Origin of the sequence: Halorussus sp. AFM4 (assembly GCF_051194995.1) — an archaeon.
Lineage (GTDB): Archaea > Halobacteriota > Halobacteria > Halobacteriales > Haladaptataceae > Halorussus.
On record NZ_JBNTJT010000006.1, the window covers coordinates 91125 to 116719 of the forward strand.

General features: G+C 71.2%; 23 protein-coding genes. 13 read left to right on the plus strand and 10 right to left on the minus strand.

The window, feature by feature from the left end; all coding sequences use genetic code 11:
- Positions 1-80: 80 nt before the first annotated feature.
- The 3 genes from ACQUQF_RS22990 (at position 81) to ACQUQF_RS23000 (ending at position 4266) form a co-directional block, all read left to right on the plus strand.
- On the plus strand, positions 81-2234 hold the full coding sequence (locus ACQUQF_RS22990; RefSeq protein WP_435181634.1) for a BGTF surface domain-containing protein: 2154 nt from the start codon (positions 81-83) through the stop codon (positions 2232-2234).
- Positions 2235-2437: 203 nt separating this feature from the next.
- Positions 2438-3817, plus strand: coding sequence for an MmgE/PrpD family protein (locus ACQUQF_RS22995; protein WP_435181635.1), 1380 nt, complete (start codon positions 2438-2440; stop codon positions 3815-3817).
- Positions 3818-3933: 116 nt separating this feature from the next.
- Complete coding sequence (locus ACQUQF_RS23000; RefSeq protein WP_435181636.1) at positions 3934-4266, plus strand: CGCGG family putative rSAM-modified RiPP protein; 333 nt, start codon at positions 3934-3936, stop codon at positions 4264-4266.
- Between the two features lie 47 nt (positions 4267-4313).
- Here ACQUQF_RS23000 and ACQUQF_RS23005 read toward each other — a convergent pair whose 3' ends face one another.
- Positions 4314-4457, minus strand: a complete 144-nt coding sequence (locus tag ACQUQF_RS23005; RefSeq protein WP_435181637.1) for a hypothetical protein — start codon at positions 4455-4457, stop codon at positions 4314-4316.
- A gap of 45 nt (positions 4458-4502) precedes the next feature.
- Positions 4503-6014, minus strand: a complete 1512-nt coding sequence (locus tag ACQUQF_RS23010; RefSeq protein WP_435181638.1) for an FAD-dependent oxidoreductase — start codon at positions 6012-6014, stop codon at positions 4503-4505.
- Positions 6015-6250: 236 nt separating this feature from the next.
- Here ACQUQF_RS23010 and ACQUQF_RS23015 point away from each other — a divergent pair, with 236 nt between their 5' ends.
- The 5 genes from ACQUQF_RS23015 to ACQUQF_RS23035 all read left to right on the plus strand — a co-directional run bounded on the left by ACQUQF_RS23015 (position 6251) and on the right by ACQUQF_RS23035 (position 10836).
- A complete protein-coding gene (locus ACQUQF_RS23015; protein ID WP_435181639.1) occupies positions 6251-7078 on the plus strand; it encodes a phosphosulfolactate synthase in 828 nt (275 codons plus the stop codon).
- Positions 7079-7171: 93 nt separating this feature from the next.
- Positions 7172-8071, plus strand: a complete 900-nt coding sequence (locus tag ACQUQF_RS23020; protein ID WP_435181640.1) for a phosphatase PAP2 family protein — start codon at positions 7172-7174, stop codon at positions 8069-8071.
- Positions 8072-8236: 165 nt separating this feature from the next.
- Positions 8237-9250, plus strand: a complete 1014-nt coding sequence (locus ACQUQF_RS23025) for an alcohol dehydrogenase catalytic domain-containing protein (RefSeq protein ID WP_435181641.1) — start codon at positions 8237-8239, stop codon at positions 9248-9250.
- 46 nt (positions 9251-9296) lie between these two features.
- Entirely contained in the window at positions 9297-9671 is a 375-nt protein-coding gene (locus ACQUQF_RS23030) for a CBS domain-containing protein (protein ID WP_435181642.1), read from the plus strand.
- Between the two features lie 145 nt (positions 9672-9816).
- Positions 9817-10836 carry a Gfo/Idh/MocA family protein gene (locus ACQUQF_RS23035; RefSeq protein WP_435181643.1) on the plus strand — a complete coding sequence of 340 codons (1020 nt, stop codon included), beginning with the start codon at positions 9817-9819 and terminating at the stop codon, positions 10834-10836.
- Here ACQUQF_RS23035 and ACQUQF_RS23040 read toward each other — a convergent pair.
- Positions 10833-11375 (minus strand): ArsR/SmtB family transcription factor, encoded by a 543-nt coding sequence (locus tag ACQUQF_RS23040; RefSeq protein ID WP_435181644.1) that lies wholly within the window; start codon positions 11373-11375, stop codon positions 10833-10835. The genes ACQUQF_RS23035 and ACQUQF_RS23040 overlap by 4 nt on opposite strands.
- A gap of 105 nt (positions 11376-11480) precedes the next feature.
- Between ACQUQF_RS23040 and ACQUQF_RS23045 the strand changes: the two genes are divergently transcribed.
- A complete protein-coding gene (locus ACQUQF_RS23045; RefSeq protein WP_435181645.1) occupies positions 11481-13763 on the plus strand; it encodes a heavy metal translocating P-type ATPase in 2283 nt (760 codons plus the stop codon).
- Between the two features lie 25 nt (positions 13764-13788).
- Here the strand turns inward: ACQUQF_RS23045 and ACQUQF_RS23050 are convergent, their stop codons facing one another.
- The 5 genes from ACQUQF_RS23050 to ACQUQF_RS23070 form a co-directional block, all read right to left on the minus strand.
- Complete coding sequence (locus tag ACQUQF_RS23050; protein WP_435181646.1) at positions 13789-15429, minus strand: alkaline phosphatase family protein; 1641 nt, start codon at positions 15427-15429, stop codon at positions 13789-13791.
- 2 nt (positions 15430-15431) lie between these two features.
- Entirely contained in the window at positions 15432-15650 is a 219-nt protein-coding gene (locus ACQUQF_RS23055) for a hypothetical protein (RefSeq protein ID WP_435181647.1), read from the minus strand.
- 6 nt (positions 15651-15656) lie between these two features.
- A complete protein-coding gene (locus ACQUQF_RS23060; protein ID WP_435181648.1) occupies positions 15657-16427 on the minus strand; it encodes a glycosyltransferase family 2 protein in 771 nt (256 codons plus the stop codon).
- A gap of 237 nt (positions 16428-16664) precedes the next feature.
- A complete protein-coding gene (locus ACQUQF_RS23065; RefSeq protein ID WP_435181650.1) occupies positions 16665-17591 on the minus strand; it encodes a glycosyltransferase family 4 protein in 927 nt (308 codons plus the stop codon).
- Positions 17588-18745, minus strand: a complete 1158-nt coding sequence (locus ACQUQF_RS23070; RefSeq protein WP_435181652.1) for a hypothetical protein — start codon at positions 18743-18745, stop codon at positions 17588-17590. The genes ACQUQF_RS23065 and ACQUQF_RS23070 overlap by 4 nt, the downstream gene beginning before the upstream one ends.
- A gap of 249 nt (positions 18746-18994) precedes the next feature.
- Here ACQUQF_RS23070 and ACQUQF_RS23075 point away from each other — a divergent pair, with 249 nt between their 5' ends.
- The 4 genes from ACQUQF_RS23075 (at position 18995) to ACQUQF_RS23090 (ending at position 22050) form a co-directional block, all read left to right on the plus strand.
- Entirely contained in the window at positions 18995-19288 is a 294-nt protein-coding gene (locus ACQUQF_RS23075; protein WP_435181654.1) for a PadR family transcriptional regulator, read from the plus strand.
- A 256-nt stretch (positions 19289-19544) separates the two neighbouring features.
- Complete coding sequence (locus ACQUQF_RS23080) at positions 19545-20090, plus strand: 20S proteasome subunit A/B (protein WP_435181656.1); 546 nt, start codon at positions 19545-19547, stop codon at positions 20088-20090.
- A 106-nt stretch (positions 20091-20196) separates the two neighbouring features.
- On the plus strand, positions 20197-20439 hold the full coding sequence (locus tag ACQUQF_RS23085; protein WP_435181658.1) for a SelT/SelW/SelH family protein: 243 nt from the start codon (positions 20197-20199) through the stop codon (positions 20437-20439).
- A gap of 450 nt (positions 20440-20889) precedes the next feature.
- Positions 20890-22050 (plus strand): tubulin/FtsZ family protein, encoded by a 1161-nt coding sequence (locus ACQUQF_RS23090; RefSeq protein ID WP_435182044.1) that lies wholly within the window; start codon positions 20890-20892, stop codon positions 22048-22050.
- Between the two features lie 30 nt (positions 22051-22080).
- Here the strand turns inward: ACQUQF_RS23090 and ACQUQF_RS23095 are convergent, their stop codons facing one another.
- Positions 22081-23730 (minus strand): ArnT family glycosyltransferase, encoded by a 1650-nt coding sequence (locus ACQUQF_RS23095; protein ID WP_435181660.1) that lies wholly within the window; start codon positions 23728-23730, stop codon positions 22081-22083.
- Between the two features lie 471 nt (positions 23731-24201).
- Positions 24202-25467 carry an ABC transporter permease gene (locus ACQUQF_RS23100; RefSeq protein ID WP_435181662.1) on the minus strand — a complete coding sequence of 422 codons (1266 nt, stop codon included), beginning with the start codon at positions 25465-25467 and terminating at the stop codon, positions 24202-24204.
- Between the last annotated feature and the right edge of the window lie 128 nt (positions 25468-25595).

Sequence of the window (25595 nt, forward strand, 5' to 3'; positions counted from 1 at the left end):
ATACTTATCGGATTTCGTCGAATCCCTCACGAGACCCGCACGATTCGGGGGGAGACGACCGTGCGGGGGGTGGGAAATCCATGACACGAACACGCACGAGTGTACTTCTGACAGCTCTGCTCGTCGTCAGCGCGGTGACGGCGGGCGTGACCGGTGCAGTGACGAACGGCGCAGAGACGACCGATCGAGCTCAGGACGACGGCCTCGACGAGGTGGCCGTCGACTCCGGCGAGACGTTCTGGCAGGGGCAGTTCCTCCGGTTCTCGGCCGGCCAGGCCAACGCCAGCGAGGTCTGGGAGGTCCGCCGGGTGCAGAACGGCCAGGTCGGCGGGCTCGCGACCCAGGTGCTGCTCGACGCCAACGGCTCGGCGACGTTCTCGACGAACAACCTCCAGGGCGACTACGTCATCGTCGACGAGAACGGCCAGCCCGTCGTCGTGCAGAACGGCGCGGTCCGCGGCGTCGGCAGCGTGAGCGCGGCCAGCTTCGAGGTGTCCCAGCAGACGCTCGACGCCAGCTTCGCCGACGAGAGCGTCGTCGCCGGGGACGGCGACGCCGCCGCGACCGACCTGCAGGTCCAGTCGAACCGGGCGGGCTACAACTTCTCGCTCACCTCCGATCAGCTGAGCGCGTCCCAGCTGGCGGACATCTTCTCGGACGTCGAGGTCCGGAACGGCCGCGCCGTCTCGACCCGGACCGCGAGCGACGACGCCGTCTTCGACGCCGACTTCAGCGGGGTCGAGCCCGGCACCTACAACGTCACGGTGGTCGCGGCCGGCGGTAACGTCCAGGACGTCGCCACCATCGAGGTGACCCGGGCCGCCGAGGGCTCGGCGTCGCTCTCGAACGGGACCTACACCGAGCAGCGCGGCGACGTCGTCGAGTTCAACGTCACCTTCGACGGCACCGACCGCGCGACGGTCACCGTCGGGTCGCAGTCGGTCGGCTACCAGTCGCGGTTCACCGTCGTCGACGCGAACGGCGACGGGGTCGCCACCGTCCGACTGAACACCTACGAGGCCGGCGTCTCGCCCGACTCGCCCGGTATCTCGGTCGCGGGCGAGGACAACTTCACCGACTTCGAGCTGCTGACCGACCCGGTCCCCAACCGGCTCGACGCCGCGACCTACCCGGTCCAGGTGTCGGTGGGCCAGACGCGGACCGCCGTCGGGTCCATCGTGCTGAACGAGCGCTCGACCGGCGGCATCCAGGTGTGGACCGCGCCCGACAGCGCCGACGTCGACAGCGTCGCCGGGCTGGCCGAGGTCGCCACCCGGGACCAGGACATCGCCTACCAGGACTGGGCCGTCATCGAGGTCCAGGCCTCGGGCCTCTACGGCTACGTCCAGAACATCTCCGACCTGAACAACAACACGACCGGCGTGTCGATGAACCTGACACGGCTCGGCGAGATCAACGTACCCGACGAGCCCGTGTCGCTCCAGCAGGGCCGGCTGCTCGTCGACGAGTCGGGCAACCGGTTCTTCTTCGTGGTCGACTCGAACGCGCTCGAACCGAACGCGACCTACCGCGCGACGTTCAACCTCACGGCGGCCAACCCCTACATCGAACCCGGCAACGAGACGTCGCTGGTGACGAACTTCACCGTCGTCCCGCGGAACGCGTCGTTCGACCGGCCGATCCGGGTCCCGTCGGCGAGCGGGGCGACCATCTCGGGCGACAGCACCCTCGCGCCCGGAACGGAGCTGACCGTGGAGGCCGCGAACGTCGACCAGAACCCGTTCCTCAAGCGCCAGACCGCGACCGTCTCGGAGGACGGGACCTGGGAGGCGACGTTCGACTTCTCGGACGTCCCCGCGGGCACTAACTTCACGGTGTCGCTCGCCGAGCTCGACGTCAACGCCACCGGCCGGGTCGTGAGCGAGGGCGGCGGCGCCGCTGCCCAGCAGACGACCGCGGCGGCCGAACAGACGACCACGCCAGCCGAACAGACGACCGCGGCGGCCGAGGAGACGCCGGCCGCCGGCGCCGAGGAGACGACCGCTGCCGCCGAGGGCGCGGCCGAGACGACCGCGGCTGACGGCGCCGCGGCCGAGGAGACCACGACCGAGATCGGCGGTGCGGAGACGACCGCTGTCGCCGAGGAGACGACCACGACCCAGACCACGACGGCCGCGGCCAGCGCGCCCGCGCCCGGCTTCGGTCCCGTGGCGGCGCTGGTCGGCCTCGCCGTCCTGCTCGCTGGCGGCGCGCTCGCGTCCCGGCGGCGTTGAGCCCGGACGCGGCGGCCGTCTTCCGAACGTCGGTATTCCCGAATCCGGGCTGCGGGGGCCGCTCCCGGACTCTCCGGGCCGGCCCCGTGCGCTCGTAATCAGGCCTTACCGCCGGCACGAGCCGCGTTTCCGGCCGAACGCCCGGTGGGTCTCCGGCTGAACGCTTGCCGCGTTTTTTGGCCCCGCAGGTCTCACCCCGGGCCATGACCACGACCGCAGACATCGCCGACTTCGCGCTCGGGCTCGACTTCGCCGACCTGCGCGAGGAGACGGTCGACGAACTCCGGAAGCGGGTGCTCGACTCGGTCGGCATCGCGGTCGCCGCGATGGACGAGGAGCCGGTCGGCGTCGTCGGCGACACCGTCGCGGAGTTCGGCGGCGAGGGGTGCACGCTGTGGGGCGGCGGCAGTTCGGCCGACTCCGGGCCCGCGGCCGGCGCGGGGACCGCGTCGCCGCCCGACGCGACGATGTACAACACCGCCCTAGTGCGGTACCTCGACTACATGGACTCGTTTCTCGCCCCCGGCGAGACGCCCCACCCGAGCGACAACATCGCCGCCGTCGTCGCGTGCGGAGAGTACGGGGACGCCTCGGGCGCGGACCTGCTCGCCGCCGTCGGCGTCGCCTACGAGGTCCAGGCCGCGCTGGCGTGGAACGCGCCGGTCCGTGACCGCGGCTGGGACCACGTGACCCACACCGTGATTTCCGCTGCTACCGGCGCCGGCAAGATACTGGGTCTGGACCGCGAGCAGCTGCGGTCGGCCGTCGGCATCGCGGGCACCGCCCACAACGCGCTCCGGGTGACGAGGACCGAGGGCATCTCGGCGTGGAAGGGCGTCGCGTCGGCCAACGCCGCCCGGAACGCGGTGTACTCGGCGTTCCTCGCGAAGCACGGGATGGAAGGACCGGTGAACCTCTTCGAGGGGAGGAAGGGGTGGAAGCAGACCGTCTCGGGGGAGTTCCGGGCGGAGTTCACGCCCGCCGAGCGGGTCCACGACGTGATGACCAAGAAGTACGTCGCCGAGACCTACGCCCAGTCGGCGGTCGAGGGGATCATCGAACTGGCCGAGCGCGAGGACATCGACCCCGACGAGGTCGAGAAGATACGGCTCGACACCTTCGCGGGCGCGAAGCTCATCATCGGCGGCGGCGAGGGGAGCCGCTACGAGGTCGAGACCAAGGCCCAGGCCGACCACTCGCTGCCGTACATGCTGGCGGTCGCGCTCATCGACCGCGAGCTGACCAACGCCCAGTACGAGCCCGAGCGCATCCGGCGCGACGACGTCCAGCGGCTCCTCCGGAACGTCGAGGTCTCGGCGGACGAGGAGCTCACCGAGCGGTTCGAGGACGGCGAGATGCCGGCGGTCGTCGCGGTCGAGACGGCCGACGGGACGACCTACCTGGTCGAGAAGGACGAGTTCGAGGGCCACCCCAACGACCCGATGTCGTGGGACGAGATCGAGCGCAAGTTCCACGAGACCGCCGGCGAGCGCTACGACCGGGACCGGCGCGACGAGATCGTCGAGACGGTGCGCTCGCTGGACGAGCGCGACGTGTCGGACCTGGTCGCACTGCTGGACTGACGCGTTCCGCTCGGTCGCCCCGGTCGACTGACGAGCCGGCGAGGCCGTCAAGCCGGAACAGTGGGCCGAACGCGTTCGGGACAACCCCTTCTCGCGGACGCGGCCTCACTTCGAACATGGAGACCGCGAGCGACGACCGCGAGCACGACGCCGACCTCGACAGCGACGTCGAACCGATCACCGACCGGGTCCACGACAACTCGTGGTCGGCCAACTTAGAGCAACCCCACCACGCCGAGAGCCGGGACCTGGTGGTCCGGCAGGCCGAGACCGCGGTCGAGCACACGACCGCCGGCAACCACGTCAACCTCGTCACCCACGGCGACCACGGCCACCCGGAGACGTATCTCTACGACGCGCTCCGGGAGGCGTTCGGCGACGACGTGTCGTGGGAGTACGTCGAGCAGTGCGGCTGCGGCGGCCACGTCACCCGGGTTCACGTCGAGTGAGTGGCGCGGAGGGGCGTCGGGGCGCCTCGGCGCTCACTCCCCGTCGCTCACTGCCGGACGTACAGCATCGCGATGCCGGCTATGAGCAGGCCGACGCCCCACCAGATCGAGTCGCCGGGGAGGAACGCGAGCAGGAGCGTGACGACGCCGGACGAGACGAGCGACCAGCCCATCGTGGTCTGATAGGTCACGGGGGACGCTACGGCGCACGGGAAGTTAGGTCCGTGGGGCGTCGGTCACTCCAACTCGTCGCCCAGCGCCTTCGCCGCCAGCAGCACCGGGTCCCAGACCGGGCCGAACGGCGGGGCGTAGCCGAAGTCGAGCCGGCCGACCTCCTCGACCGTGAGTCCGGCGTGGAGCGCGGTCGCCACCGCGTTGATGCGGTGGGCCGCGCCCTCGGCGCCGACCATGCTCGTGCCGAGCAGTCGGCCGGAGTCGGCGTCGGCGGTGGCGTGGACCACGATGCGCGACCAGCCCGGGTAGTAGTGGGCGCGGGTGATGGTCGTGACCGTGGTCGAGACCGGGTCGAAGCCGGCCGCGCGGGCCTGCTCGTCGTCGAGGCCGGTGCGGGCGACCTCCCGGTCGAACGCCTTCATCACCCCGGTGCCGACGATGCCGCCGACCGGGGTCGGTCGGCCGGCGACCGTGCGCCCGACCGCCCGGCCGGCGCGGTTGGCCGCCAGCGCGTAGGGCCACCGGACCGCCTCGCCCGTCAGCAGGTGGCGCTTCTCGGCGCAGTCGCCCGCGGCGTAGACCCGGTCGTCGCCGGTCCGGCCGAACTCGTCGGTCCGTATCGCGCCGGTCTCGCCGAGGTCGATGCCGGCCGACTCGGCCAGGTCGGTCTCGGGTTCGACGCCCACGTCGCAGAGGACCGCCTCGGCCTCGATGCGCCCGGCGTCGGTCTCGATCGCGCGCACCCGGTCTGTCCCCTCCGCGGGCCGAGCGCCCTCCTCCGTGGCCCGACCGGTCCCCTCCTCCGTGGCCCGACCGGTCCCCTCCTCCGCTTCCGCCTCGCCGACGAGTCGCTCGACCGAAGTGCCGAGGTGGAGCCGCACGCCGGAGTCCCGGAGGTGGTCGGCGACGACGTCGGCCACGTCGGGCCCGAAGACGGGCAGGACGTGCGGGCCCGCCTCGACGACGTGGACATCGAACCCGCGGGCGACGAACGCCTCGGCCATCTCGACGCCGATCTTGTTCGCGCCGATCACGACCACGCGCTCGACGTCGGTCTCGCGCAGGTGCGAGCGGAGCCGCTCGCCGTCGCCGGACCCGGCGTCCGGGTGGGCGGGCACCTCGGCGTCGTCCTCGCGGACGACGTAGCTCCGGAGCGCCCGCCCGGCCTCGAGGTTCCGGACCGCGAACACCCCCTCGAGGTCGGTGCCGGGCGCGTCGGGGAGCGCGGCCCGGCCGCCGGTGGCCAGCAGCAGGTCGTCGTACGGCTCCTCGTAGCGCTCCCCGTCGGCCTCGACCGTCACGGTCCGCGCGTCGGGGTCCACGGCGACGACCTCGTGGCGCCGCCGGAGGTCGATGCCCCGCTCCTCGACCAGCTTCCGGGGCTCGACCACCTGGAGCTCCTCGATGTCGGCGATCTCGCCCTTGACGTAGTACGGGATGCCGCAGGCGCCGTACGACACCCAGTCGCCGCGCTCGAACACCACGACCTCCCGGTCGGGGTCGTCGCGTTTCGCTTTCCCGGCCGCGCTCATCCCCGCCGCGTCGCCCCCGACCACGAGAAATCGGTCGCTCATTCTTCGAGGCTGATTCGACGGCGCGACACAAATCGGTTGGGTCGTCTCGGGACGGTGGACTCAGAGAATCACGGGACCGATCGTGACGGATCACGTCCGGAACGCCCCGCCCGCACGGGTGGATTTCCGGGGTACACGCTGGTGGTCAGCGTAACCGAGCGCGAGCCGACTGACAGGTTCCCCTCGGCTGGCCAACAGTGAAGTGGCGGTTCGTCGTATCGGGGTCGGGGTTTCCGATGGACAGAGCATTCGACTTCCTGCACGTCAACGAGCGCGAATCGAAGCCGCGGGAGAAGGGCATCACCGAGATCCGGGGGCCGTACTACGACCCGATGGGGCCCAGGGAGCTGCGGGACATCCTCGAGACGATGGGGGCGTACGTCGACATCTACAAGTTCTCCGGCGGGTCGTTCGCGCTGATGCCCGAGGAGGCCGTCGAGGAGCTCATCGGGGTCTGTCACGAGTACGACGTCCAGGTCTCGACCGGCGGGTTCGTCGAGAACGTGCTGGTCCGGGACCACGACAAAGTGGAACGCTACGTCGAGGCGGCCGAGGACCTCGGGTTCGACATCGTCGAGATCTCGTCGGGGTTCATCGCCGTCGACACCGACGACCTGGTGGAACTGACCGAACTGGTCGGCGACCACGGGCTGAAGCCCAAGCCCGAGATCAATGTCCAGTTCGGCGCCGGCGGCGCGTCGAGCGTGGAGGACCTGGAGAGCGAGGAGGCCATCGACCCGGCGAGCGCCATCCGGGAGGCCCGCCGGCACCTCGACGCCGGCGCGTACAAGATCATGGTCGAGTCCGAGGGCATCACCGAGCGCGTCAGGGAGTGGCGGACCGACGTGGCCTTCGAGATCGCCAACGAGGTCGGCGTCGAGAACTGCGTGTTCGAGGCGGCCGACCCCGAGGTGTTCGAGTGGTACATCAAGAACTTCGGCCCGGAGGTCAACCTCTTCGTCGACAACTCCCAGATCGTCGAACTGGAGTGCATGCGGTCTGGCCTCTGGGGCAAGAAGAGCTCGTGGGGCCGGGTCGCCTCGTTCGACCGCGAGGCGCAGTGACCGGGCGGACGCGGGGCGGCCGCCTCGCCGCGACCACCGGCCGTCGGCGGCCCGGGCCGTAACAGGGACACCGCCCAGTCCCGTTGGACCGGTGTGTTCGGAACCGGACGCGGCGTCGGCGTCACCCAAGCGCTCCACGGAGCCGCGGACCGACCGGTGCTCGTGCTCTTCGCGGTGACAACCCAGCTCGGCGACGTCTGGTTCCTGTTCCTGCTCGGCGGCGCGCTCTACGTCGCGGGCGACCAGTTCCCCCGGTGGGGCATCGACCGCCGTCGGGGGCTGTTCGTCCTCGGGCTCGTGCTGACGTACGTGGGGCTCATCGGCGCGCTCAAGAACGTGTTCCTGCTGCCGCGGCCGCCGGGCGCGGGCGAACCGCCCGGCCTCGGGTGGCTCCCGTCGGCGCTCCGACCGCTGCTGGCCGGCGCGGCGACCGCCGACGGGCCCGGGTTCCCGAGCGGTCACGCCCTCGGGACGACGATGTTCTGGGGCGGGCTGGCGCTCGTGCTCGACCGCTGGACGGCCCGGTCGCGGCTGGCGGTCGCGGCCGCGGTCGTCGTCCTGGTCTCGCTCTCGCGGCTGGTGCTCGGCGTCCACTACCTGGTCGACGTCGTCGTCGGCGCCGCGCTCGGCCTGGCCGTCCTCGGCGGGCTCTACCGGCTGACCGACCGCGGGACGAAACCGGCGCGAGCGCTGCAGGTCGCGGTCGCGGTCGGGGCGGCGGGGCTGCTCGCGGGCGTCACCTCCGACAGCGTGTCGGCGGTCGGCGGCGCGGTCGGCGGGTGGTTCGTCTGGCGCGGCATCGCGGCGGCGACGCCCGCCCACCCGACGGACGCCCGGGAGGCGGTCGCGGGATTCGCCCTATTCGCCGCCGCGGCCGCGCTCTTCGGCGCGGTGAACGTGCTCGACCCGTCGTACCTGCTCACGTTCCTCGGCGCGGCCGTCGCCGTCGGCGTCGTCGTCGCGGCGCCGCTGCTCGGCGAGCGACTGCTGTGACCGGCGGGTCACGGGCCGTGGGGTCCGACTCGACGTCCCGATTCGGCGTCCGGGCCGCCGCCCTACCGCCCCGCCGGCGCCGGTGGCGACGCCGACGCCCGTGTCGATTGCGAGACCGAGCGCGAACGGCCATCCCTAATGTCCTCGCGTCCGAACCCCGAACCGATGCGCGCCGCAGCCTTCGCCGAACTGACCGGCCCCGACGGGGTAGCAATCGTCGAACAGCCGACGCCGGAGCCCGGACCCGGGGAGGCGGTCGTCGACGTCGAGGCGTGCGCGATCAACCGCCACGACCTCTGGATACTGGAGGGCGACTCCGCGATGGTCGAGGCCGACGACCTGCCCTTCGTCAGCGGCCTTGACGTCGCGGGCGTGGTCCGCGCGGTCGGCGACGACGCGACCGGGGTCGAACCCGGCGACCGGGTCGTCCTGTGTCCGAACCGGACCTGCGGCGCCTGCCGGTTCTGCCGCGAGGGGCCGGAGAACCGCTGCGAGAACTTCTCGCTCTACCACGGCGGGCTCGCCGAGGCCGCCCGGGTCGAGGCCGACCGGCTCGTCGCGCTCCCCGACTCCGTCGACGCGACGACCGCCGCGGCGCTCCCGACCGCGTACGTGACGGCGTACCGCATGCTCCGGCAGGCGGAGGTCGGACCCGGCGACCTCGTCTTCGTGCCTGGCGCGACCGGCGGGGTCGGCGTCGCCGGCGTCCAGCTCGCCGACGTCCTCGGCGCCGAGACCGTCGGGACGTCCTCGTCGGCCGACAAGCTCGACCGGGTCGAGGCGCTCGGGCTCGATCACCCGGTCCGGGGCACCGACCCCGACGAGCTCCGGCCCGCGGTGGAGTCGGTCGGCGCGCCCGACGCGGTCCTGAACCACCTCGGCGGCCCCTACACTGGGCTCGGCCTCGACGTCGTCCGCCGTGGCGGGCGCGTGGTCGTCTGCGGCCGGACCGCGGGCGGGCGGTCGGAGATCGACGTTCCCGACCTGTTCCTGGGCCACAAGCGGGTGATCGGCAGCACGATGGGGACCCAGGCCGACCTCGAGACGCTGGTCGACCTGGTCGCCGCCGGGGAGCTGTCCCCCGAGATCGACCGGACGTACCCGCTGGAGGCGACCGGGGAGGCGTTCGCCGCGATGCGGGACCGCGAGAGCGTCGGCAAGCTCGTGGTGACGAACTGAGGGTCGCGGGGAAAGCCCCTTTACCTCGGCATGCGTCTCTTGCAGTATGAGTTCGAGTGACAGGCCGACCGTCGAGGACGTGATGTCGACCCCGCTGGAGACGATATCGAAGGACGCGACGGTCAGGGAGGCGGCCGAGCGGATGCGCGAGAAGGACATCAGCGCGCTGGTCGTCCCGACCACGCCGCGGGCCATCGTCAGCAGCACGGACGTCCTCGACGCCGTCGCCGACGGACGGGACGTCTCCGAACTGAAGGTGGCCGACGTGATGACGACCGACGTCGAGACCGCCACGCCGGACCTCTACATGGAGGAGGTCGCCGCGATGATGACCACGTACGGCATCAAGCACCTCCCGGTCGTCGACGACGACTACGTCGGGATGGTCTCCTCGACCGACGTCACCGCCCACCTCTCGTAGCCGAGGCGGCGAACGGTGGTCCATCGGTAGCCCCCGTCGCCGGTTCGGTGCCCGACGGGCACCGCGGCCCGTCGCTCGCGACCGGTCCCGGACCCGCTCGCGGCCAGACCTCTCAAGGCGCGGGTCGTAGTGGGGACGGACACGGATGTCTCAGGCCGAGAAACTCAGAGTCGGCGTCATCGGCGGCGGCTACATCGGAACCACGGTCGGACGGCTGTTCAACCAGGACCCGCGCTCGACGGTGACCGCGCTGGCGGACGTCAGCGCGGAGACCCGCGAGACGGCGGGCGACACCCTCTACGTCGGCGAGGGCTCCCAGTACGAGGACTACCGCGAGATGCTCGACGCCGAGGGCCTCGACGCCGTGCTGGTCGGGACGCCCCACACGCTCCACCACGAGATGGTGACCGCGGCGCTCGACCGCGGCCTCCACGTCTTCTGCGACAAGCCGCTGACGACGGACCTCGAGGAGGCCCGGGACCTCGCCGAGCGCGCCGAGTCGAGCGAGCGGGTGCTGATGGTCGGCTACCAGCGCCACCTCAACTCCGCGTTCCAGACCGCCCGCGAGCGCTGGCGGGGCGACGACGGGCCCGACCTGGAGCCGGCCTTCCTCAGCGCCGAGATCACCCAGGACTGGATCGACCGGTTCGAGGGCACGTGGCGGACCGACCCCGACCTCTCGGGCGGCGGCAACCTCTACGACACCGGGAGCCACCTCATCGACGCGGTGCTCTGGACCACCGGGCTGGTCCCGGAGGAGGTCAGCGCCGAGATGGTGTTCGCCGACGACGAGGGCCGGGTCGACCAGCGCGCGGTCCTGACCGTCGAGTTCGCCAACGGCGCCCACGGCACGATCTCGGTCCACAGCGACGCCCCCTGCGTCCGCGAGCACATCCACGTCTGGGACGACGAGGGCGCGGTCTACCTCGAGGGGCGCCAGTGGGAGGAGCGCGAGCTGGAGCGCATCGACCAGGACAGCACGACGGTCATCCCGTACATCGACCGGAGCAAGCAGCGCGACAAGGCCGAGGCGTTCATCGACTGCATCGAGACCGGCGAGGAGCCCCCGGCCACGGCCCGCGACGCGCTGGCGGTGACCGCGCTCACCGAGGCGGCCTACGAGGCCGCCCGAACCGGCGAGCGCGTGGCGGTGGAGTTAGATTAGAGCAAGTCGTCCACCGCGCCTGACTCGCCGAGGTCGGTCAGCGCTCGGTCGATCAGTTCCCGCACGACGAACTCCTCGTAGTGCTGGGTGTCGCAGTACTCGCACGGGCGCATCTCACGGGCCACCGCCGCGATCTCGTCGCCGTGTTCCTCACCCAGTTCTTCGACGAGCGACAGCAGCTCCGCCCGGACGAGTTCGCTGGCGTCGGCCAGCTGCTCGTCGGCACCGTCGGGGAGGTCGTAGGCGTAGACGCGAGTGTTCGACCTGTAGTACTTCCGCGTGGCGCCGCCGGCCTCTTCGAGCCGTGCCAGTTCCACGATCCCGGCCTCCGAGAGGACGTTCACGTGGTGACGAACCGTCGTTTCGGCCTTCTGCTCGCCGCGGTCGGCGAGTTCCTCGCGGAGTTGGGCGACCGTGAGTGCTCGGTCGGCCAGCGCGTCAACGATCTTGGCGCGCACGTCGTTCTCCAGCGCCTTCGCTCGCTCCGGGTCGGTGGTGACGACGTTCCGGACCGACACGTCGGTATCGAGAAGTGCCATCTACCGGCGGTTCGGGCGCGAAGGTCGTAAGGGTGGCGTTACTGACGTCGTACCGCTACGAGATTCATCGTAATGCTTTTCGCCGCTGCAGGTGAACTGCCCCACGTGACGAGAACCGAGGTCCAGTACCGCGTCGGCGGGATGAGCTGCTCGTTCTGCACCGAGAGCATCAGGAAGGCGTACGACCGGACCGACGGCGTCGAGGACGCGAGCGTCAGCCTCGCCCACGAGGAGGTCCGGGTCCGGTACGACGACGCCGAGGTGTCCGAGGTCGAACTGAGGGACGCGCTCCGGGACCTCGGGTTCACCGTCCGGGACCCCGACAAGGAGGCCCGCTTCGAGCAACAGCAGGCCGAACTGGACCGCGGCAAGCGCCGGCTCGCGGTCGCCGGCGCGCTCTCGGGGCTCACGGCGGCGATGATGCTGTTCATGGTGCTCGTCCGCGGGCGCTTCGAGTCGACGTCGACCGCGATGGACCTCGCCGCGCTCGGCGTCGCGCTCGCGACGACGCTCGGGCCCGGCCGGTACATCCTCTCGAAGGCGTACAACAGCCTCCGGCGGGGCATCCTGAACCAGCACGTGCTGCTCGAAGCCGGCGCGCTCGCCGGTCTCGCGGGCGGCCTCCTGGGCCTGCTTGCCGTTCCGTCGTTCCCGACGGTCCACTTCTTCGCGGTCGCGACGTTCGTGACGACCTACCACGTCCTCTCGGAGTACACCAGTTTGCTGGTCCGCACGCGTGCCTCCCGGGCCGTGCAGGACCTGCTCGACCTCCGGCCCGACACCGCCAGGCGGGTCGTCGAGCGGGGCGACGAAAGTGACGCCGACGGAGGCGATGACGGCGACCGGACGGTCGAGGAGGTCCCAGTCGACGAACTGTCGGTCGGCGACCGCGTCCGGGTGAAGCCGGGCGAGCGCGTGCCGGTCGACGGCGTCGTCCGCGAGGGCGAGAGCGCTGTCGACGAGAGCGTGGCGACCGGCGAGTCGGCGCCCGTCGACAAGGCGCCCGGCGACGAGGCGGTCGGCGGCAGCGTCACCCGGACCGGGAGCCTGCTCGTCGAGGTCACCGCGACCGGCGAGGACGCGTTCCTGAACCGGGTCGCCCGGGAGGTCGAGGCCGCGCGGGCCATGAAGCCCGGCGCGGTCGCGCTCGCCGACCGGGTGCTGCGGTACTTCGTCCCCGGGGTGTTCGCGGTCGCCGCGGCCGCGGCGCTGGCCTGGACGCTCGGGCCGGTCGCTCTCGGCGGCGACCCGGACGTCCAGCGCGCGGCGTACGCCGCGCTCGCGGTCCTCGTGCTCGGCTACCCCTGCGCGCTCGGGATGGCGACGCCGCTGGCGCTCGTCCGGGGCGGCGGCGTCGCCGCGAAGCGGGGTATCCTGATGCGGAGCGCCGACGCCTTCCACGCCTTCCGCGAGGCCGGGACCGTCGTCCTCGACAAGACCGGGACGGTGACGAGGGGCGAGCCCGCGGTCGAGCGGACGATTCCGGTCGGCGACGCCGACGAGACCGACGTCCTGCGCGCGGCGGCGACCGCCGAGGTGTACAGCGAGCACCCCCTCGCCGACGCGATCCTCGACCGCGTCGCCGAGCGAGGCGTCGAGTTCCCCACGCCCGACGAGTTCGACAGCGTCACGGGCAACGGCGTGGCCGCGGCGGTCGACGGCCGCGAAGTCCGCGTCGGGAAGCCCGGCTGGGCCGCCGACCTCCCCGACGAGGTCCGGTCGGACGCCGCTCGCCTCCGCGACCGGGGGAACACGGTGGTCGTGGTCGCGGTCGACGGAGCGGCGGTCGGCCTCGTCGCGCTGGGCGACCCCGTGAAACCCGACGCCGAGGAGGCGGTCGCCCGGATGCGAGCGGCGGGGCTGACGCCCGTGATGCTCACCGGCGACGACGAGCGGACCGCCCGCGCGGTCGCCGACCGGGTCGGCATCGAGGACGTGCGGGCGGAGGTGCTGCCCGGCCAGAAGCGCGAGGAGATCCGGCGGTTCCAGTCGGGCGACGACCGCGTGGCGATGGTCGGCGACGGCATCAACGACGCGCCGGCGCTGACCCAGGCCGACGTCGGCATCGGGGTCGGCGCGGGCACCGACGTCGCCATCGAGAGCGCCGACGTGGTGCTGGTCGACGACCGCCTCGGGGGCGTCGTCGAGGCCCGCGAGATCGCCGACCGCAGCTATCGGAAGACGAGACAGAACCTCGCGGCCGCGTTCGCGTTCAACGGAGTGGGCGTGACCGCGGCCACGACGGGCCTCGTCCACCCCGTGTTCGCGATGCTCGCGATGGTGCTGTCGGTGTCGGCGGTGCTGCTGAACAGCTTCGGCGGGCAGTTGCTGCGCGGCGAGCGCCCGACCGCGGACTTCGCCGGCGCGACCGACGCCGAGTCAGAATGAGGGGTGCCGCTATCGTCACCGCCGCTCAGTCCGAGGAGATGTCGGCCGCGACCTCCCGCACCGCCCGCTTCGCTTCTACCTTCCCGTCGTAGCTGGCGCGCTCGGCGCCGACGTCGACCACGTCGTCGCGGACTTCGCCGTCCATCCCCTCGGGGACCGGGACGTCGAGCAGCGAGCACGCCGTGGGCGCGAAGTCGACCAGGTCGACCGTGACCCCGGTCTCGCTCTCGACCGGGCCGCCCCAGGCGTAGAAGACCCCGTGCATCTCGTTCATCGAGGTGTGCGACCCGGTCTTGGGCGGGTCGGCGAAGATGCGCTCGGTCTTCATCGTCTGGGGGTACTGGATCTGGTAGCCCGGCGCGGGCATGCAGACCAGGTCCGGCCGGGTGTCGGCGTACTCGTCGCCGTACACGTCCTCGCCGTACAGCACCGAGTCGATGACCCGGTCGCCGCGCTCGGGGTGCTCGATGGCCAGCAGCTCCTCGCGGAGCCGCTCGCGCACCTCGTCGTACTTCCGGGGCGGAATCGCGCCCTCGTCGTGGTCGTCGGTGTTGAGGTAGATCTGGCCGCCGCTGGCGACCGTGAACGCCGCGGTCTCGCTCCAGTCGATGTCCTTCTGCGAGATGGTGAGCAGCTCGGCGAGGTCCGGCCCCGACCCGCCGCCGCTGGTGCGGGCCACGCCCATCTTGAGCTTCGAGAACAGGTTGAGCTCGCTCATCACCGTCTCGACCGCGTCGTAGACGTGGTTGTAGCCGAACTGCTTGAGCCGGGTCCACGGCCGGGACTGCAGGTCGAGGTAGCCGGCGTCGTACAGCCACGAGTTGAGGTTGATGGTCTGGTACACCGGGCCGTGGCCGTGGTCCGACAGCACCAGCATGGTGTCCTCGTCGTCCATCCGCTCCATCACCCAGCCGAGGAACTCGTCGTACAGTTCGAGCAGCTCGAGCGGCTTGTCCTCGTAGCGGGCCGCCACCTCCGGGTCGTGCTTGGGGTGGGTCTCGTCGAGCACGTGGCCGAGCACGTGGAGCACGTTGTCCGGTCCGGAGAACACCAGCGAGTAGAAGTCACAGGGGTACTCCTCGAGCAGGAGCTTCGCGACCTCGATGCGGTTGCGCTCGATGGCGAAGAAGTTGTCGAGCAGCCCCTGGAGGTTGCCCTCGTCGCTGCCGTCGTCGTACCCCTCGTACGGGTCGACGTCGTACCCGCCCACCCGCTCCTCGATGTCGCGCCGGAGCTCGTCGGGGTAGGCGTACGACCCGGAGGGCGGCGTCGTGATGTTGTCCGAGATGTGGAACCCGTCGGTCCGCGAGGGCGGGTAGCCCGGCATGACGTTCATCACGCCCGACCGCCGGCCCTCCGCGTCGAGGTACTCCCAGACCGGCACCGACTGCTCGCGGAGGGTCTCGGCGTCGACGAAGTCGGTGGCGTAGCCGCCCTCCTCCTTGAGCATGAAGTTGTAGACGCCGTGGTTGCCGGGGTTGCGCCCGGTGGCGAACGAGCTCCAGGCGATCATCGACAGCGGCGGCACCGTCGAGCGGGTGGTGCCGTCGGTGCCCTCGGCGCGCATCCGCTCGAAGGTCGGGAGCCGGCCGGCGTCGATGCCCCTGTCGACGAGCTCGGGCGGGACGCCGTCCAGCCCGAACACGTGGACTGTGCCGTCGCTCATCGTCACTTCTCGAGGTACCCCAGCTGTTCGAGCCGGTCCTCGACCACGTCGTCGTCGGCGCTTCGGGCGCCGGCGTCGGCCGCGTCGCCGCGCTCGATCTCTGCGGCGGCGGATTCGAGCACGTAGGCCGCGAGGTCGGCGGCGTCGTCGAAGCCGTCGAGTCGGTCGGCGAGCAGTTCGTAGCGGTCGTCGAGGTCGGCGGGGAGCTGTATCGTGGACATAGTTGATTACTGGTTGCGCGAGCGCGAGGGGGTCGGTCGGCGGCGCTTCAGCAGCCGGACCAGGAAGAGCATGACCGCCAGCCCGTGCTTGACGGGGTTGTGGGTCTGGCCCTCCAGGTCGTCGTACCGGGCGTCGATCGCCCGCTCGGTGATGGTCAGCCCCTCGCTGGTCGCGGAGTCGATCATCTCGCTCTCGACGCCCATCCCGTCGGTCGTGATCGAGAGCCGTTCGAGGCACTCCGGCGAGAACGCCCGGTAGCCGCTCTGGGTGTCGGTGAGGTCCGAACCGGTCACCCGGGAGGTGCAGTAGTCGAGCACGAGCTGGCCCAGCCGGCGGTAGACGGGGGTCTCGTCGAGCCCGTCGTCGGCGAGGTACCGGCTGCCGACGACCATGTCGGCGTCGCCCTCGACCACCGGCTCGGCCAGCTGGGGGACGTCGGCCGGGTCGTGCTGGCCGTCGGCGTCGAGCAGGACCAGCGCGTCGCAGTCGGTGCGACGCGCGTGGGCGAAGAGGGTCCGGACGGCGGCGCCCTTGCCCCGGTTGGTCTCGTGGCGCAGGACCGTCACGTCGGCCTCCGCCAGGAGCGCGGGGGTCCGGTCGGTGCTCCCGTCGTCGACGACCACGACCTCGTCGGCCCACCGCTTGACGCCGAGGACGGTGCTGCCGATGGCGCTCTCCTCGTTGTAGGCGGGGATGCCGGCGACGACGTGGGCGCCGTCGAGCGACTCCGCGACGGACCGGGCCGACCGCCCGCCCTCCGCGACCTGTAAGCTCATGGTTCCTTCGGCGTATCCATCCGTTTCTCGCCACTTTGTTCTCCAGCGCCTAATCCGGAACAGAGGGCCTCTGACCGGCTATAAGTCGGCCGTACGCCGGTCGGTCGTGGTGCGAAGCGGTACCCTGAACCTAGTGCTGGGTAAAGCGAGAGTTTACTGCCAGGAGATGTCGCCGCTTACGCCGGTCGCGGCGTCGCGACCGGTGTGTAGGCCGCCCCACCCGGGTTTCAGCCCGCGTCAGACCACGGACTCGTAGACGGCCTCGATGCGCTCGGCCATCCGGTCGAGGCCGATGTGCCGGACCGCCTCCCGGCCGTCGCAGGGCCGAGGGTCCTCGAGCACGTCGGCGAGGCCCGCGGCGAGCTCGTCGTCGTCGTCCGAGACGCGGGAGGGCGAGACGCCGTCGAGTCGGTCGGCCACGTCGCCCACGTCGGTCGAGACGACCGGGAGGTCGCAGGCGAGCGCCTCCTTGACCGAGTTGGGCGACCCCTCGCGCTTCGAGGTGAGCAGCAGCGCGTCGGCGGCGTTCATGTAGGTGGCCACCTCGGCGTGGGGGACGCCGTAGACGACCTGGAGCTCCACGTCGGCGTCGACCCGGTCGCTCGCCCGGTCGACGATCCGCCGGGCGCGCGGGTGGTCCTTCACCTCCTGGGAGGGCGGGTACGGGAACAGGACGTGGCGCTTGTCGGAGTCCCAGCCCAGCTCCGCGCGGGCCTCGTCCGTCGGCCGGGGCGCGAACCGGTCCATGTCGATGCCGTGGGGGATGACGCGGCACGGCTGGTCGAGCTCGTCGGCCATCTCCTCGGACATCACGATGACCGCGTCGCAGTAGCGGGCGCACTGCTTCGAGAGCCACCCGTACTCGCCCATCAGGTCGGTGCCCCACAGCGACAGCACCACGGGGAGCCGGACCTGCGCCAGCGCGGCCGGCGCGGTCAGCCCGTAGTTGGCGTGGACCACGTCGTACCCCTCCAGCGACTCGCTGATCACCTGGGGCACGAACCGGAGGTAGTCGCCGGCCGACCGCTCGGTGACGTCCTCCCGGGCGACGTGGTCGCCGGGCGGCGTCATCGTGGCGCACTCGACCCCGCGGCGCTCCAGTACCTCCGTCTGCTGCTGGAAGAACCGGGCGTCCTCGTTCGAGACCAGGTTGAGCACGTTCATCGCCGGCCCCCGTCGCTCCGGAGCGTCTCGGTCCCCAGCGCCACCGCGCGGTCCCGGTCGGGTCCCCGGGGCGAGACGCCGGTGACCCCGGCGACGCTGCCGGGGGCGCTCCCCTCGGCCTCGCCGACTCGCTCGGCGACGTCGACGATCACCCGGGTCAGGTTCACCTTGTCGCCGACGAAGTCGTCGCGGAGGTTGCGCCAGCGCTCGGCGGCGCCGTCGTCGGCCAGGATGTCGGTCGCGGCGTCGAGCACCGCGTCGAACTCCCGGAGGTTGTAGATGAGCCCGGCGCGCTCGAGGTCGATGAAGTTGCCCATGTCGTCGTCGCCGACGAAGGAGTTCGAGCGGATGGCGGGCGTCCCGAGCAGCGCGGCCTCGGTCACCATGGTCTGGGTGTCGGCCACCAGCAGCGACGCCTCCGCGAGGGCGTCGTGGAGCAGCGCCGGGTGGAGGTCGAACGGCCGGGCCGGCGCCTCGTCTAAGTCCATGTCGCCGCCCTCGTCGGAGACGAACACGGTCGCGCGCTCGGCGAGGCGGTCGACCAGCTCCCGGCGCCTCTCGGGGGTGAAGCCGGCCTGGCCGACGTCGTGGTGCGAGCCGAAGGCGTTGAGCCTGACGATGACGAACTCCTCGTCGGGTCCGACGCCGAGCTCGTCTCGGATGTCGGTCTGGGGGTCCCACTCCTCGGGGTGGAGATAGGCGCACTCCTTGAACCCGCGGAACTCGTAGTGCTTCTCGCCGAGGTCCTTCTCGAAGGTGTGGGGCGTCAGCACCGCGTCGGCCAGCGGGACAGAGACGGCGTGGTCGAGGTCGGTGTTGCCCGAGTCGTCGACCAGCACGACCGGCACCCGGCCGACGGCCCCCGCGAGCGCGGCGTACGCGCCCCGGCCGAAGACGCAGTCGGGGTCGTACCCCAGCGTCCGGCGGACGATGTTGACGGCGTGGCTCGGCAGCTCGCGGACCAGCGAGAACTTCTCGGTGTCGCACCGGCCGTACAGCTCGTAGGGGAGGTCGTAGTAGTCGAGCAGCGCCTCGGTGCAGCCGTAGTCGCGGGCGAGCACGAGGGTCTCGTGGCCCCGGTCGCCGAGCGCCGCGACTGCGCGCCTGTACTGGTGGACCTGCGCCGGCGTGTTGGCGAAGAACAGATACTTCATGGTAGTGTCGTCCGGCCGAGACCCGCGCGGGGCCCGGCGGTCGGTGACCGGGAGTTCCGCCCGCACGGCCATTGTTATGCGGCGCCTGAAACCGCCTCCCCGCCCGGAAGGCGATGCCGTCAGGCTGTCGGCCGATGCCCTCGACCGGGACTCGCTGCCGTGTCCCGTAAGCCGCGTTCCCCATCCGAGGATGAATTTACCGGCCATCAAACTTATAATTACGCGCAAGCTATCGTCTATCCGTAACTCATGCACGACCTGACTGGTTTCCAGCGGGACTTGCTGTACGTCATCGCGGGCAAGGACGAACCGCACGGACTCGCCATCAAGGAGGAGCTCGAGACGTACTACGAGAAGGAGATCCACCACGGCCGGCTCTACCCGAACCTCGACACGCTCGTCGACAAGGGACTTGTCGAGAAGGGCCAGCGCGACCGCCGCACCAACTACTACGCGCTGACCGACCGCGGTAGCCGCGAGATCGAGGCCCGCCGGGAGTGGGAGACCGGCCACCTCGGCGAGACGTCCTCGATAACCGCGTAGTCCCGCGACCGCTCGAACCGGCCGTCCCGCCGGTCGTCCGACCCCGCCCGCGGTCGACGACGGCGGTCCCGCACCCCGTCCCCGGCGCCGTCAGGTGCCCTCCTGCGACCTCACGAGACGCAGCAGCGGCTATCCTCGCGGCCGCTCAGGCCGGCCGGACTGCCGACTCGGCGTCGGCCTCGGGCGCGCCGGGCCTCGACCCCGCCGTCTTCCGCTCGGCAACAACGCACTTCCCCGCGGCGACCGACCACCCGTCATGGCGACCATCGTCGGCATCGAAGTGGACGGCGGCGCCGTGCTCGCGGGCGACCGCCGGCTCACCGAGGGCGGCACAGTGTCGAGCGACAGCAAGCGCCACGTCTTCGACCTCGACGGGGTCGGCGCGGCCGCGGTCGGTGCCGGCGGCGACGTCGACGAGTTCCGGCGTCGGCTCGACGCCGAGGTGGACTCCTACGAGACCGAACACGGCGAGCCGATGAGCATCGACCGCCTCGTCAGCGTCGCGAGCGACGTCGCCGCCGCGGAGGGGGTCGAGGCCGTCGTCGCGGCCCGCGACGGTGACGACGTGCCGCGGGTCCGGGGCATCGACAGCGACGGCGGCGTCATCGGGGACGACGCGCTCGCCTTCGGCTCGGGGGCGCAGCTGGCGCTCGGCGTGCTCGAAGGCCGGGAACAGGGCATCGGCCCCGACGACGCCGAGGCGCTGGCCCGCGACGCCGTCGACGCCGCGGCCGACCGCGACACCGACACGGGCGGGGAGGTCGACGTGTACCGACTGGACGGCGAGCCGGACCCGGTCTGAGGCGACCTGCCGTCCCGCCGGCGCTGCCCCGGGCCGTGCGGCGACCGCCCGCGTTCCGGGGTCTCACCTTCCTTTAAGGGCGTTCGGGTGCTACGTCCGGACGACCATGACGCGAGTCGAGATCGAGTTCTGCGTCCCCTGCGGGATGCTCGACCGGGCACAGGACGTCCAGCACGCGCTGCTCTCGGAGTACGGCGAGCGACTCGAATCGGTGGCGCTCGTGACCGGCGACAGCGGCGTGTTCGAAGTGCGCGTCGACGGCGATCAGGTGTTCGACAAGGACGAGGACGAGTACGACGTCGACGCCATCGTCGACACCGTCGGCGAGCACGTCTCGGCGGCGGCGTAGGCGGGGACCTGCCGTCGAACGGACTCGCGACCGGTCGGTCGCGACGTCCGCGTCGAGCGGCGGCATCGCCGCGGTACCCAACGCGGTCCGCGATTCGGGTCAACCGCCGTCTTATCGGATTGCTACCTACCCCTTTGGCTCGCCCTTCGCCGACCTAAGTTGTGCCTCCCGAACACCGAAAGCGACGCGAGACGGAGGCGGCGTCACTGAGACCTCGAAGTCGGGCGGACAGATGCCGGGTCGGCGTTACGCCCGCCCTGACCCGGCGACGTCTCGACTGCGAGATAAAACCGTACTGAGGATTTATCAGCGTCCCCGTGGTCCACCCCGCAGGGGTTACGGAATGTCTCACAACCAGTACGGGGGCAGCTTCGGAGTTACAGGCGGCGCCGACGCCGACGACAGGCACCGATTGACCGCCGCGGGGAGGTGGTCGCCGTGAAGCTCGCGATGATCGGGTTCGGGCAGGCCGGCGGCAAGATCGTCGACAAGTTCATCGAGTACGACCGCCGGACCGGCGGCGAGGCCGTCCGGTCGGCGGTTGCGGTCAACACCGCGAAGGCCGACCTCGTCGGCCTCGACCACGTGCCCGAGGAGAACCAGGTGCTGATCGGGCAGTCGCGGGTGAAGGGTCACGGCGTGGGCGCCGACAACGAACTCGGCGCCGAGATCGCCGAGGAGGACATCGACGAGATCCAGGGCGCGGTCGACAACGTGCCCATCCACGACGTCGACGCGTTCCTCATCGTCGCCGGCATGGGTGGCGGTACCGGCTCCGGCGGCGCGCCCGTCCTCGCGAAGTACCTCAAGCGCATCTACACCGAACCGGTGTACGGCCTGGGCGTGCTGCCGGGCCGCGACGAGGGCGGCATCTACACGCTGAACGCCGCCCGGTCGTTCCAGACGTTCGTCCGCGAGGTCGACAACCTGCTCGTCTTCGACAACGACGCGTGGCGCGAGGCCGGCGAGAGCGTCGGCTCGGGCTACGACCGCATCAACGAGGAGATCGTCCGGCGGTTCGGCGTGCTGTTCGGCGCCGGCGAGGTGTCGCGGGGCGACGCCGTCGGCGAGAGCGTGGTCGACTCCAGCGAGATCATCAACACGCTCGACACCGGCGGCGTCTCGACCATCGGCTACGCCGCCGAGGAGGTCGAGAACCCGTCGGGCGGGCTGCTCTCGCGGTTCACGAGCGACGGGACCGACGAGGTCGACTCGACCCACGCGACCAACCGCATCACCAGCCTGGTCCGGAAGGCCGCGCTGGGCCGGCTCACGCTGCCCTGCGAGATCGACAGCGCCGAGCGCTCGCTGCTGGTCGCCAGCGGCCCGCCGGCGTACCTCAACCGGAAGGGCGTCGAGAAGGGCCGGAAGTGGCTCGAGGAGCAGACCGGCTCGATGGAGGTCCGGGGCGGCGACTACCCGGTCGACGACGCCGACCAGGTGGCGGGCGTCGTGCTGCTGTCGGGCGTCTCGGAGGTGCCGCGGGTCGAGGAGCTCCAGGACGTCGCGGTCGAGACCCAGGACAACATCGACGAGATCCGCCGGGAGAGCGAGCGGAACACCACCGACCTCATCGAGGACGACGACGGCGAACTCGACCCGCTGTTCTGAGCGGCCGGTCGGGGACGGGCCGGGTTCGCGCTACTTGCTCGGGCTCTGTCCGCCGGAGGTCTGTCCGCCCGAGCCCTGCCCGCCGGACGCCCGCTCGTCGCCCAGCACCTCGAAGATGATGACGCCGTCGTTCTCGTACACCGTCCGGTACTTCGGCGAGAGGTGCATCGACATCGCCAGCTTGCTGGTCCGGTGGTACTGCATCCCGCGGACCGTGAACTTCCCCTTCGGCAGGTAGATGTAGTCGGGGTCGACGTTCTCCGCCGCCAGCGTCTTCGACATGCAGTGGGCGCTGTTGCACCACGAGATGTCCCGGAACAGGCTCAGCTGGCGGGTGTACGGCTCGTGGCCCTTCCACTCGACGCCCCACGGCCCGACCAGCATCGTGCGGTGGGTCTGCTGGGGGAACCACTCGGCGGCGTCGCCCTGGACGACGAACGTGGCGCTCGGCTTGGTGTTCTCCTCCACCCACTCCATCGCCTGGACGTCGTCGTGGGTGATGAACTGCGGGAGCGACGGGCTCCCGGCGTGGGCGTCGACAGCGCCGGTGGCGTACATCGCGCCGCCGGCGAGCCCGACGGTCGCGATCAGCACGAGCGCGGCCGTGACGACGCCCCGCCGCCCGACTCTGACCGGCGACTCGCGCTTGAGCCACGGGCCGACCGCCTCCAGCAGGAGCACGGCGATGATGAACGCGCCCACGGTGACCGAGAGCCTGGCCTTGCCGAACGCGAGCACCACCGCGACGAACCAGACCGGGAGGAAGTACCGGCCCTCCTTCAGGAGGTACGCGATGCCGAGCAGCGGCACGACGGCCCAGATCTGCTCGACCAGCGCGCCGTGGAGGTTGAGGTGCGCGAACGCCTGGAGCGTCTTGAGGCCGCCCCCGATGCCGCCGTGGGTGCCCGCGGCGCTGGTGAACACGTCCACTCCGTGGTGGGCCATCACCTGCGCCCACCACGGCGCGGCCAGCAGGATGCCGCCGACGCCGACGATCGCGCCCCGGACGAGCCCCCAGAGCGTGCGGTCGAACGCGACGAACAGCAGGAAGTACGACAGCGCGAAGAAGGCGGTGTAGAGCGGGTGGGTGAGGACGGTGAGCGTGAACAGCGCCAGCGAGGGGACCACCCACCGCTGGTCGCGGTCGCGGTAGAGCCGGACGCCGGCGTAGATGCCCGACAGCGCGAACAGGAACGCCGGCGCCCGGACGATGCCGCCGGCCGAGATGTGCCACTGGAGGACCGGCGGGCTCACGGCGACCACCAGGCTGGCCAGGGCGGCCTCGGGCCGGGAGTCCAGCAGGTCGCGGGCCAGCAGGTACACCGGCACGAGGTAGAGGACGCTCACGACGCCCGGCAGCAACCGCGCGATGGTGATGGGGTCGAGGCCGGTCAGGTCCCGGATGACCGCGACGGCGTAGAACATCAGCGGCGGGTACGCGAACGGCACGCCCCCCTTCGTGTAGTACGGGATCGTCTCGGGCAGGGCGTAGCCCAGTTCGGAGATGCGCTCGGCGATGAGGAGGTAGAGCCCGGCCCCGAACGAGGGGTAGGGGTGCGCGCGGAGGTAGAAGTAGAACAGCACCACCGACGCGAGGAACGCGGGCGCGAGCCAGACGAACTCCCGTTTGTAGCCCTGCTCACGTACGGTCGTCTTCTGTGCGAGGTTCTGCTCAGTCATGTGGAGGATTCCCTGCGCCCGAAGCGGACGCGCTCGGTCTCGTCGGACCCTTCACGACGGGCCCCCTTTGTTATCCAGTGGCTATTCGGGACGGCGCCGCCGACCGCTCGCGCCCCGGCGTCGTTACTTCCGGGGGGTCGCGGTTCAAGGCCGGATTTCGGCGAGAACGGTTCGAAACGAACCGGCGCCGTCTGCCGGCCGCGGCCGTCCGCCCCGCAGGTGCGCGAAGGGGTCGTCCCTCGCCGCGGCTCGACGACACGTCCCGAATGCTGTCCGTGGTTCGGCACGAAGGGTTCAGCAGACTAATAACTTTTGTCAGGCAGCGTCTACGCCGCCGCTCGTATGCGACGCCGTCCCGTGCTTTCGCGGACCGCCTGGGGCGCTCACTCAACCCTGGCTCCGCGGCGCGCGGTATGCGGCGAGGCGGACTCAGCCGCGACCGGGCCCGCGAGACGACGCCCGCCGACGGGGTCACTCGTAGCGGAGCGCGTCGATGGGGTCGGTGTGGGCCGCGTCCCACGCCGGGTAGAGGCCGGCGAGCACGCCGACCACGACGCCGACCGCGACTGCGGCGACGAACCAGATCGGCTGGAACGCCAGCGGCAGCCCGATGGCCTCGGCGCCCGCGTACCCGCCGGCGATGCCGACCACCGCGCCCAGCGCCGACCCGAGCACGCCGAGCATCACCGCCTCGACCAGGAACAGCTGGAGCACGTCGCGGTTCTGGGCGCCGACCGCCTTCATGATGCCGATCTCGCGGGTGCGCTCGGTCACCGACACCAGCATGATGTTGGCGATACCGATCGAGCCGACGATGAGCGAGATGACCGCGATGCCCGAGATGTACGCGGTGAACGTGCTGGTCAGCTGCTTGATCTGGCCGACGATCTGGTCCTGGGTCGTCACCTGGAACTGGTAGGACTGGGCCTTGAGCTGGCGGGCGTCCGAGCGCTCGCCGAGGTAGTTGTACACCCGGCCCTGGACCGCGTCGACCTGGCTCGGCGACTGGGCCTTGACGAGGATGCGGCCGTACACCAGCTGGCGGGTCTGGAGGGTCGGGCTGGTCACCGTCCGCTCGTAGTAGGGCTGGGCCGGGGCGTAGACGGCGGGCTGGGCGCTCCCCCGGCTGAATCCGAGGACCTCGCCGCCGCGCTTCGGCTTGACGATGCCGACGACCGTGGCGTTCAGCGTCTCGCCGGTGGCCGCCCGGGTGAACGAGACGTTCTCGCCGACGGTGACGTTGTCGGCGAACATCTGGGCGGCGGGCCGGTTCAGGACCACCTCGCGTTGGCCCATCCGGAACGGTCGCCCCGACAGGAACTCTATGTTGCGCGCCTGGAAGTAGCCGGGCGAGGAGACGGTCACCCACTGTCTGCCCACCGACGAGTTGTTGTGAGTCACCGACGTGGCGGCGATGCCGCTCTCCGGGGCGGCGAGTTCGACCCCCTCGAGCTCCCGTATCTGCTCGACGTCGTGCTGGGTGAAGACGACCGACCCGCTCGCGCTGCCGAGCGACGGGACCCTGCTGTCGCCGGGCGACTGGGCGGTCACGTACATCGTGGCGGCGTTGCCGCCGGCCACGGTCCTGATGATGTCCTGCTGGAGGCTGGCCCCCAGCGTGACGAACGTGATGACCGCCGCGACGCCGATGATGACCCCGAGCGTCGTCAGCGTCGAGCGAAGCTTGTGTTCTCTGATGTTGCGCCAACTGATTCGTGCCCCTTCGATGACGTTCATCGTACCCCGGCCCCCGTACCGCTGTGGGTGGTCCGGGTACGGGACCGAGGGTCAAAAACCCCCGAACCGAAATCCGCCGTTACCGGGTCGGTGGAACTGTTCCGGCGGGGGCAGCCCCGTCGTCCCTC

Coding starts and splice junctions, on each gene's coding strand:
- ACQUQF_RS22990 (WP_435181634.1), top strand. CDS start 81: ATGACACGAACACGCACGAGTGTACTTCTGACAGCTCTGCTCGTCGTC.
- ACQUQF_RS22995 (WP_435181635.1), top strand. CDS start 2,438: ATGACCACGACCGCAGACATCGCCGACTTCGCGCTCGGGCTCGACTTC.
- ACQUQF_RS23000 (WP_435181636.1), top strand. CDS start 3,934: ATGGAGACCGCGAGCGACGACCGCGAGCACGACGCCGACCTCGACAGC.
- ACQUQF_RS23010 (WP_435181638.1), bottom strand. CDS start 6,014: ATGAGCGACCGATTTCTCGTGGTCGGGGGCGACGCGGCGGGGATGAGC.
- ACQUQF_RS23015 (WP_435181639.1), top strand. CDS start 6,251: ATGGACAGAGCATTCGACTTCCTGCACGTCAACGAGCGCGAATCGAAG.
- ACQUQF_RS23025 (WP_435181641.1), top strand. CDS start 8,237: ATGCGCGCCGCAGCCTTCGCCGAACTGACCGGCCCCGACGGGGTAGCA.
- ACQUQF_RS23030 (WP_435181642.1), top strand. CDS start 9,297: ATGAGTTCGAGTGACAGGCCGACCGTCGAGGACGTGATGTCGACCCCG.
- ACQUQF_RS23035 (WP_435181643.1), top strand. CDS start 9,817: ATGTCTCAGGCCGAGAAACTCAGAGTCGGCGTCATCGGCGGCGGCTAC.
- ACQUQF_RS23040 (WP_435181644.1), bottom strand. CDS start 11,375: ATGGCACTTCTCGATACCGACGTGTCGGTCCGGAACGTCGTCACCACC.
- ACQUQF_RS23050 (WP_435181646.1), bottom strand. CDS start 15,429: ATGAGCGACGGCACAGTCCACGTGTTCGGGCTGGACGGCGTCCCGCCC.
- ACQUQF_RS23055 (WP_435181647.1), bottom strand. CDS start 15,650: ATGTCCACGATACAGCTCCCCGCCGACCTCGACGACCGCTACGAACTG.
- ACQUQF_RS23060 (WP_435181648.1), bottom strand. CDS start 16,427: ATGAGCTTACAGGTCGCGGAGGGCGGGCGGTCGGCCCGGTCCGTCGCG.
- ACQUQF_RS23065 (WP_435181650.1), bottom strand. CDS start 17,591: ATGAACGTGCTCAACCTGGTCTCGAACGAGGACGCCCGGTTCTTCCAG.
- ACQUQF_RS23070 (WP_435181652.1), bottom strand. CDS start 18,745: ATGAAGTATCTGTTCTTCGCCAACACGCCGGCGCAGGTCCACCAGTAC.
- ACQUQF_RS23075 (WP_435181654.1), top strand. CDS start 18,995: ATGCACGACCTGACTGGTTTCCAGCGGGACTTGCTGTACGTCATCGCG.
- ACQUQF_RS23080 (WP_435181656.1), top strand. CDS start 19,545: ATGGCGACCATCGTCGGCATCGAAGTGGACGGCGGCGCCGTGCTCGCG.
- ACQUQF_RS23085 (WP_435181658.1), top strand. CDS start 20,197: ATGACGCGAGTCGAGATCGAGTTCTGCGTCCCCTGCGGGATGCTCGAC.
- ACQUQF_RS23090 (WP_435182044.1), top strand. CDS start 20,890: ATGATCGGGTTCGGGCAGGCCGGCGGCAAGATCGTCGACAAGTTCATC.
- ACQUQF_RS23095 (WP_435181660.1), bottom strand. CDS start 23,730: ATGACTGAGCAGAACCTCGCACAGAAGACGACCGTACGTGAGCAGGGC.
- ACQUQF_RS23100 (WP_435181662.1), bottom strand. CDS start 25,467: ATGAACGTCATCGAAGGGGCACGAATCAGTTGGCGCAACATCAGAGAA.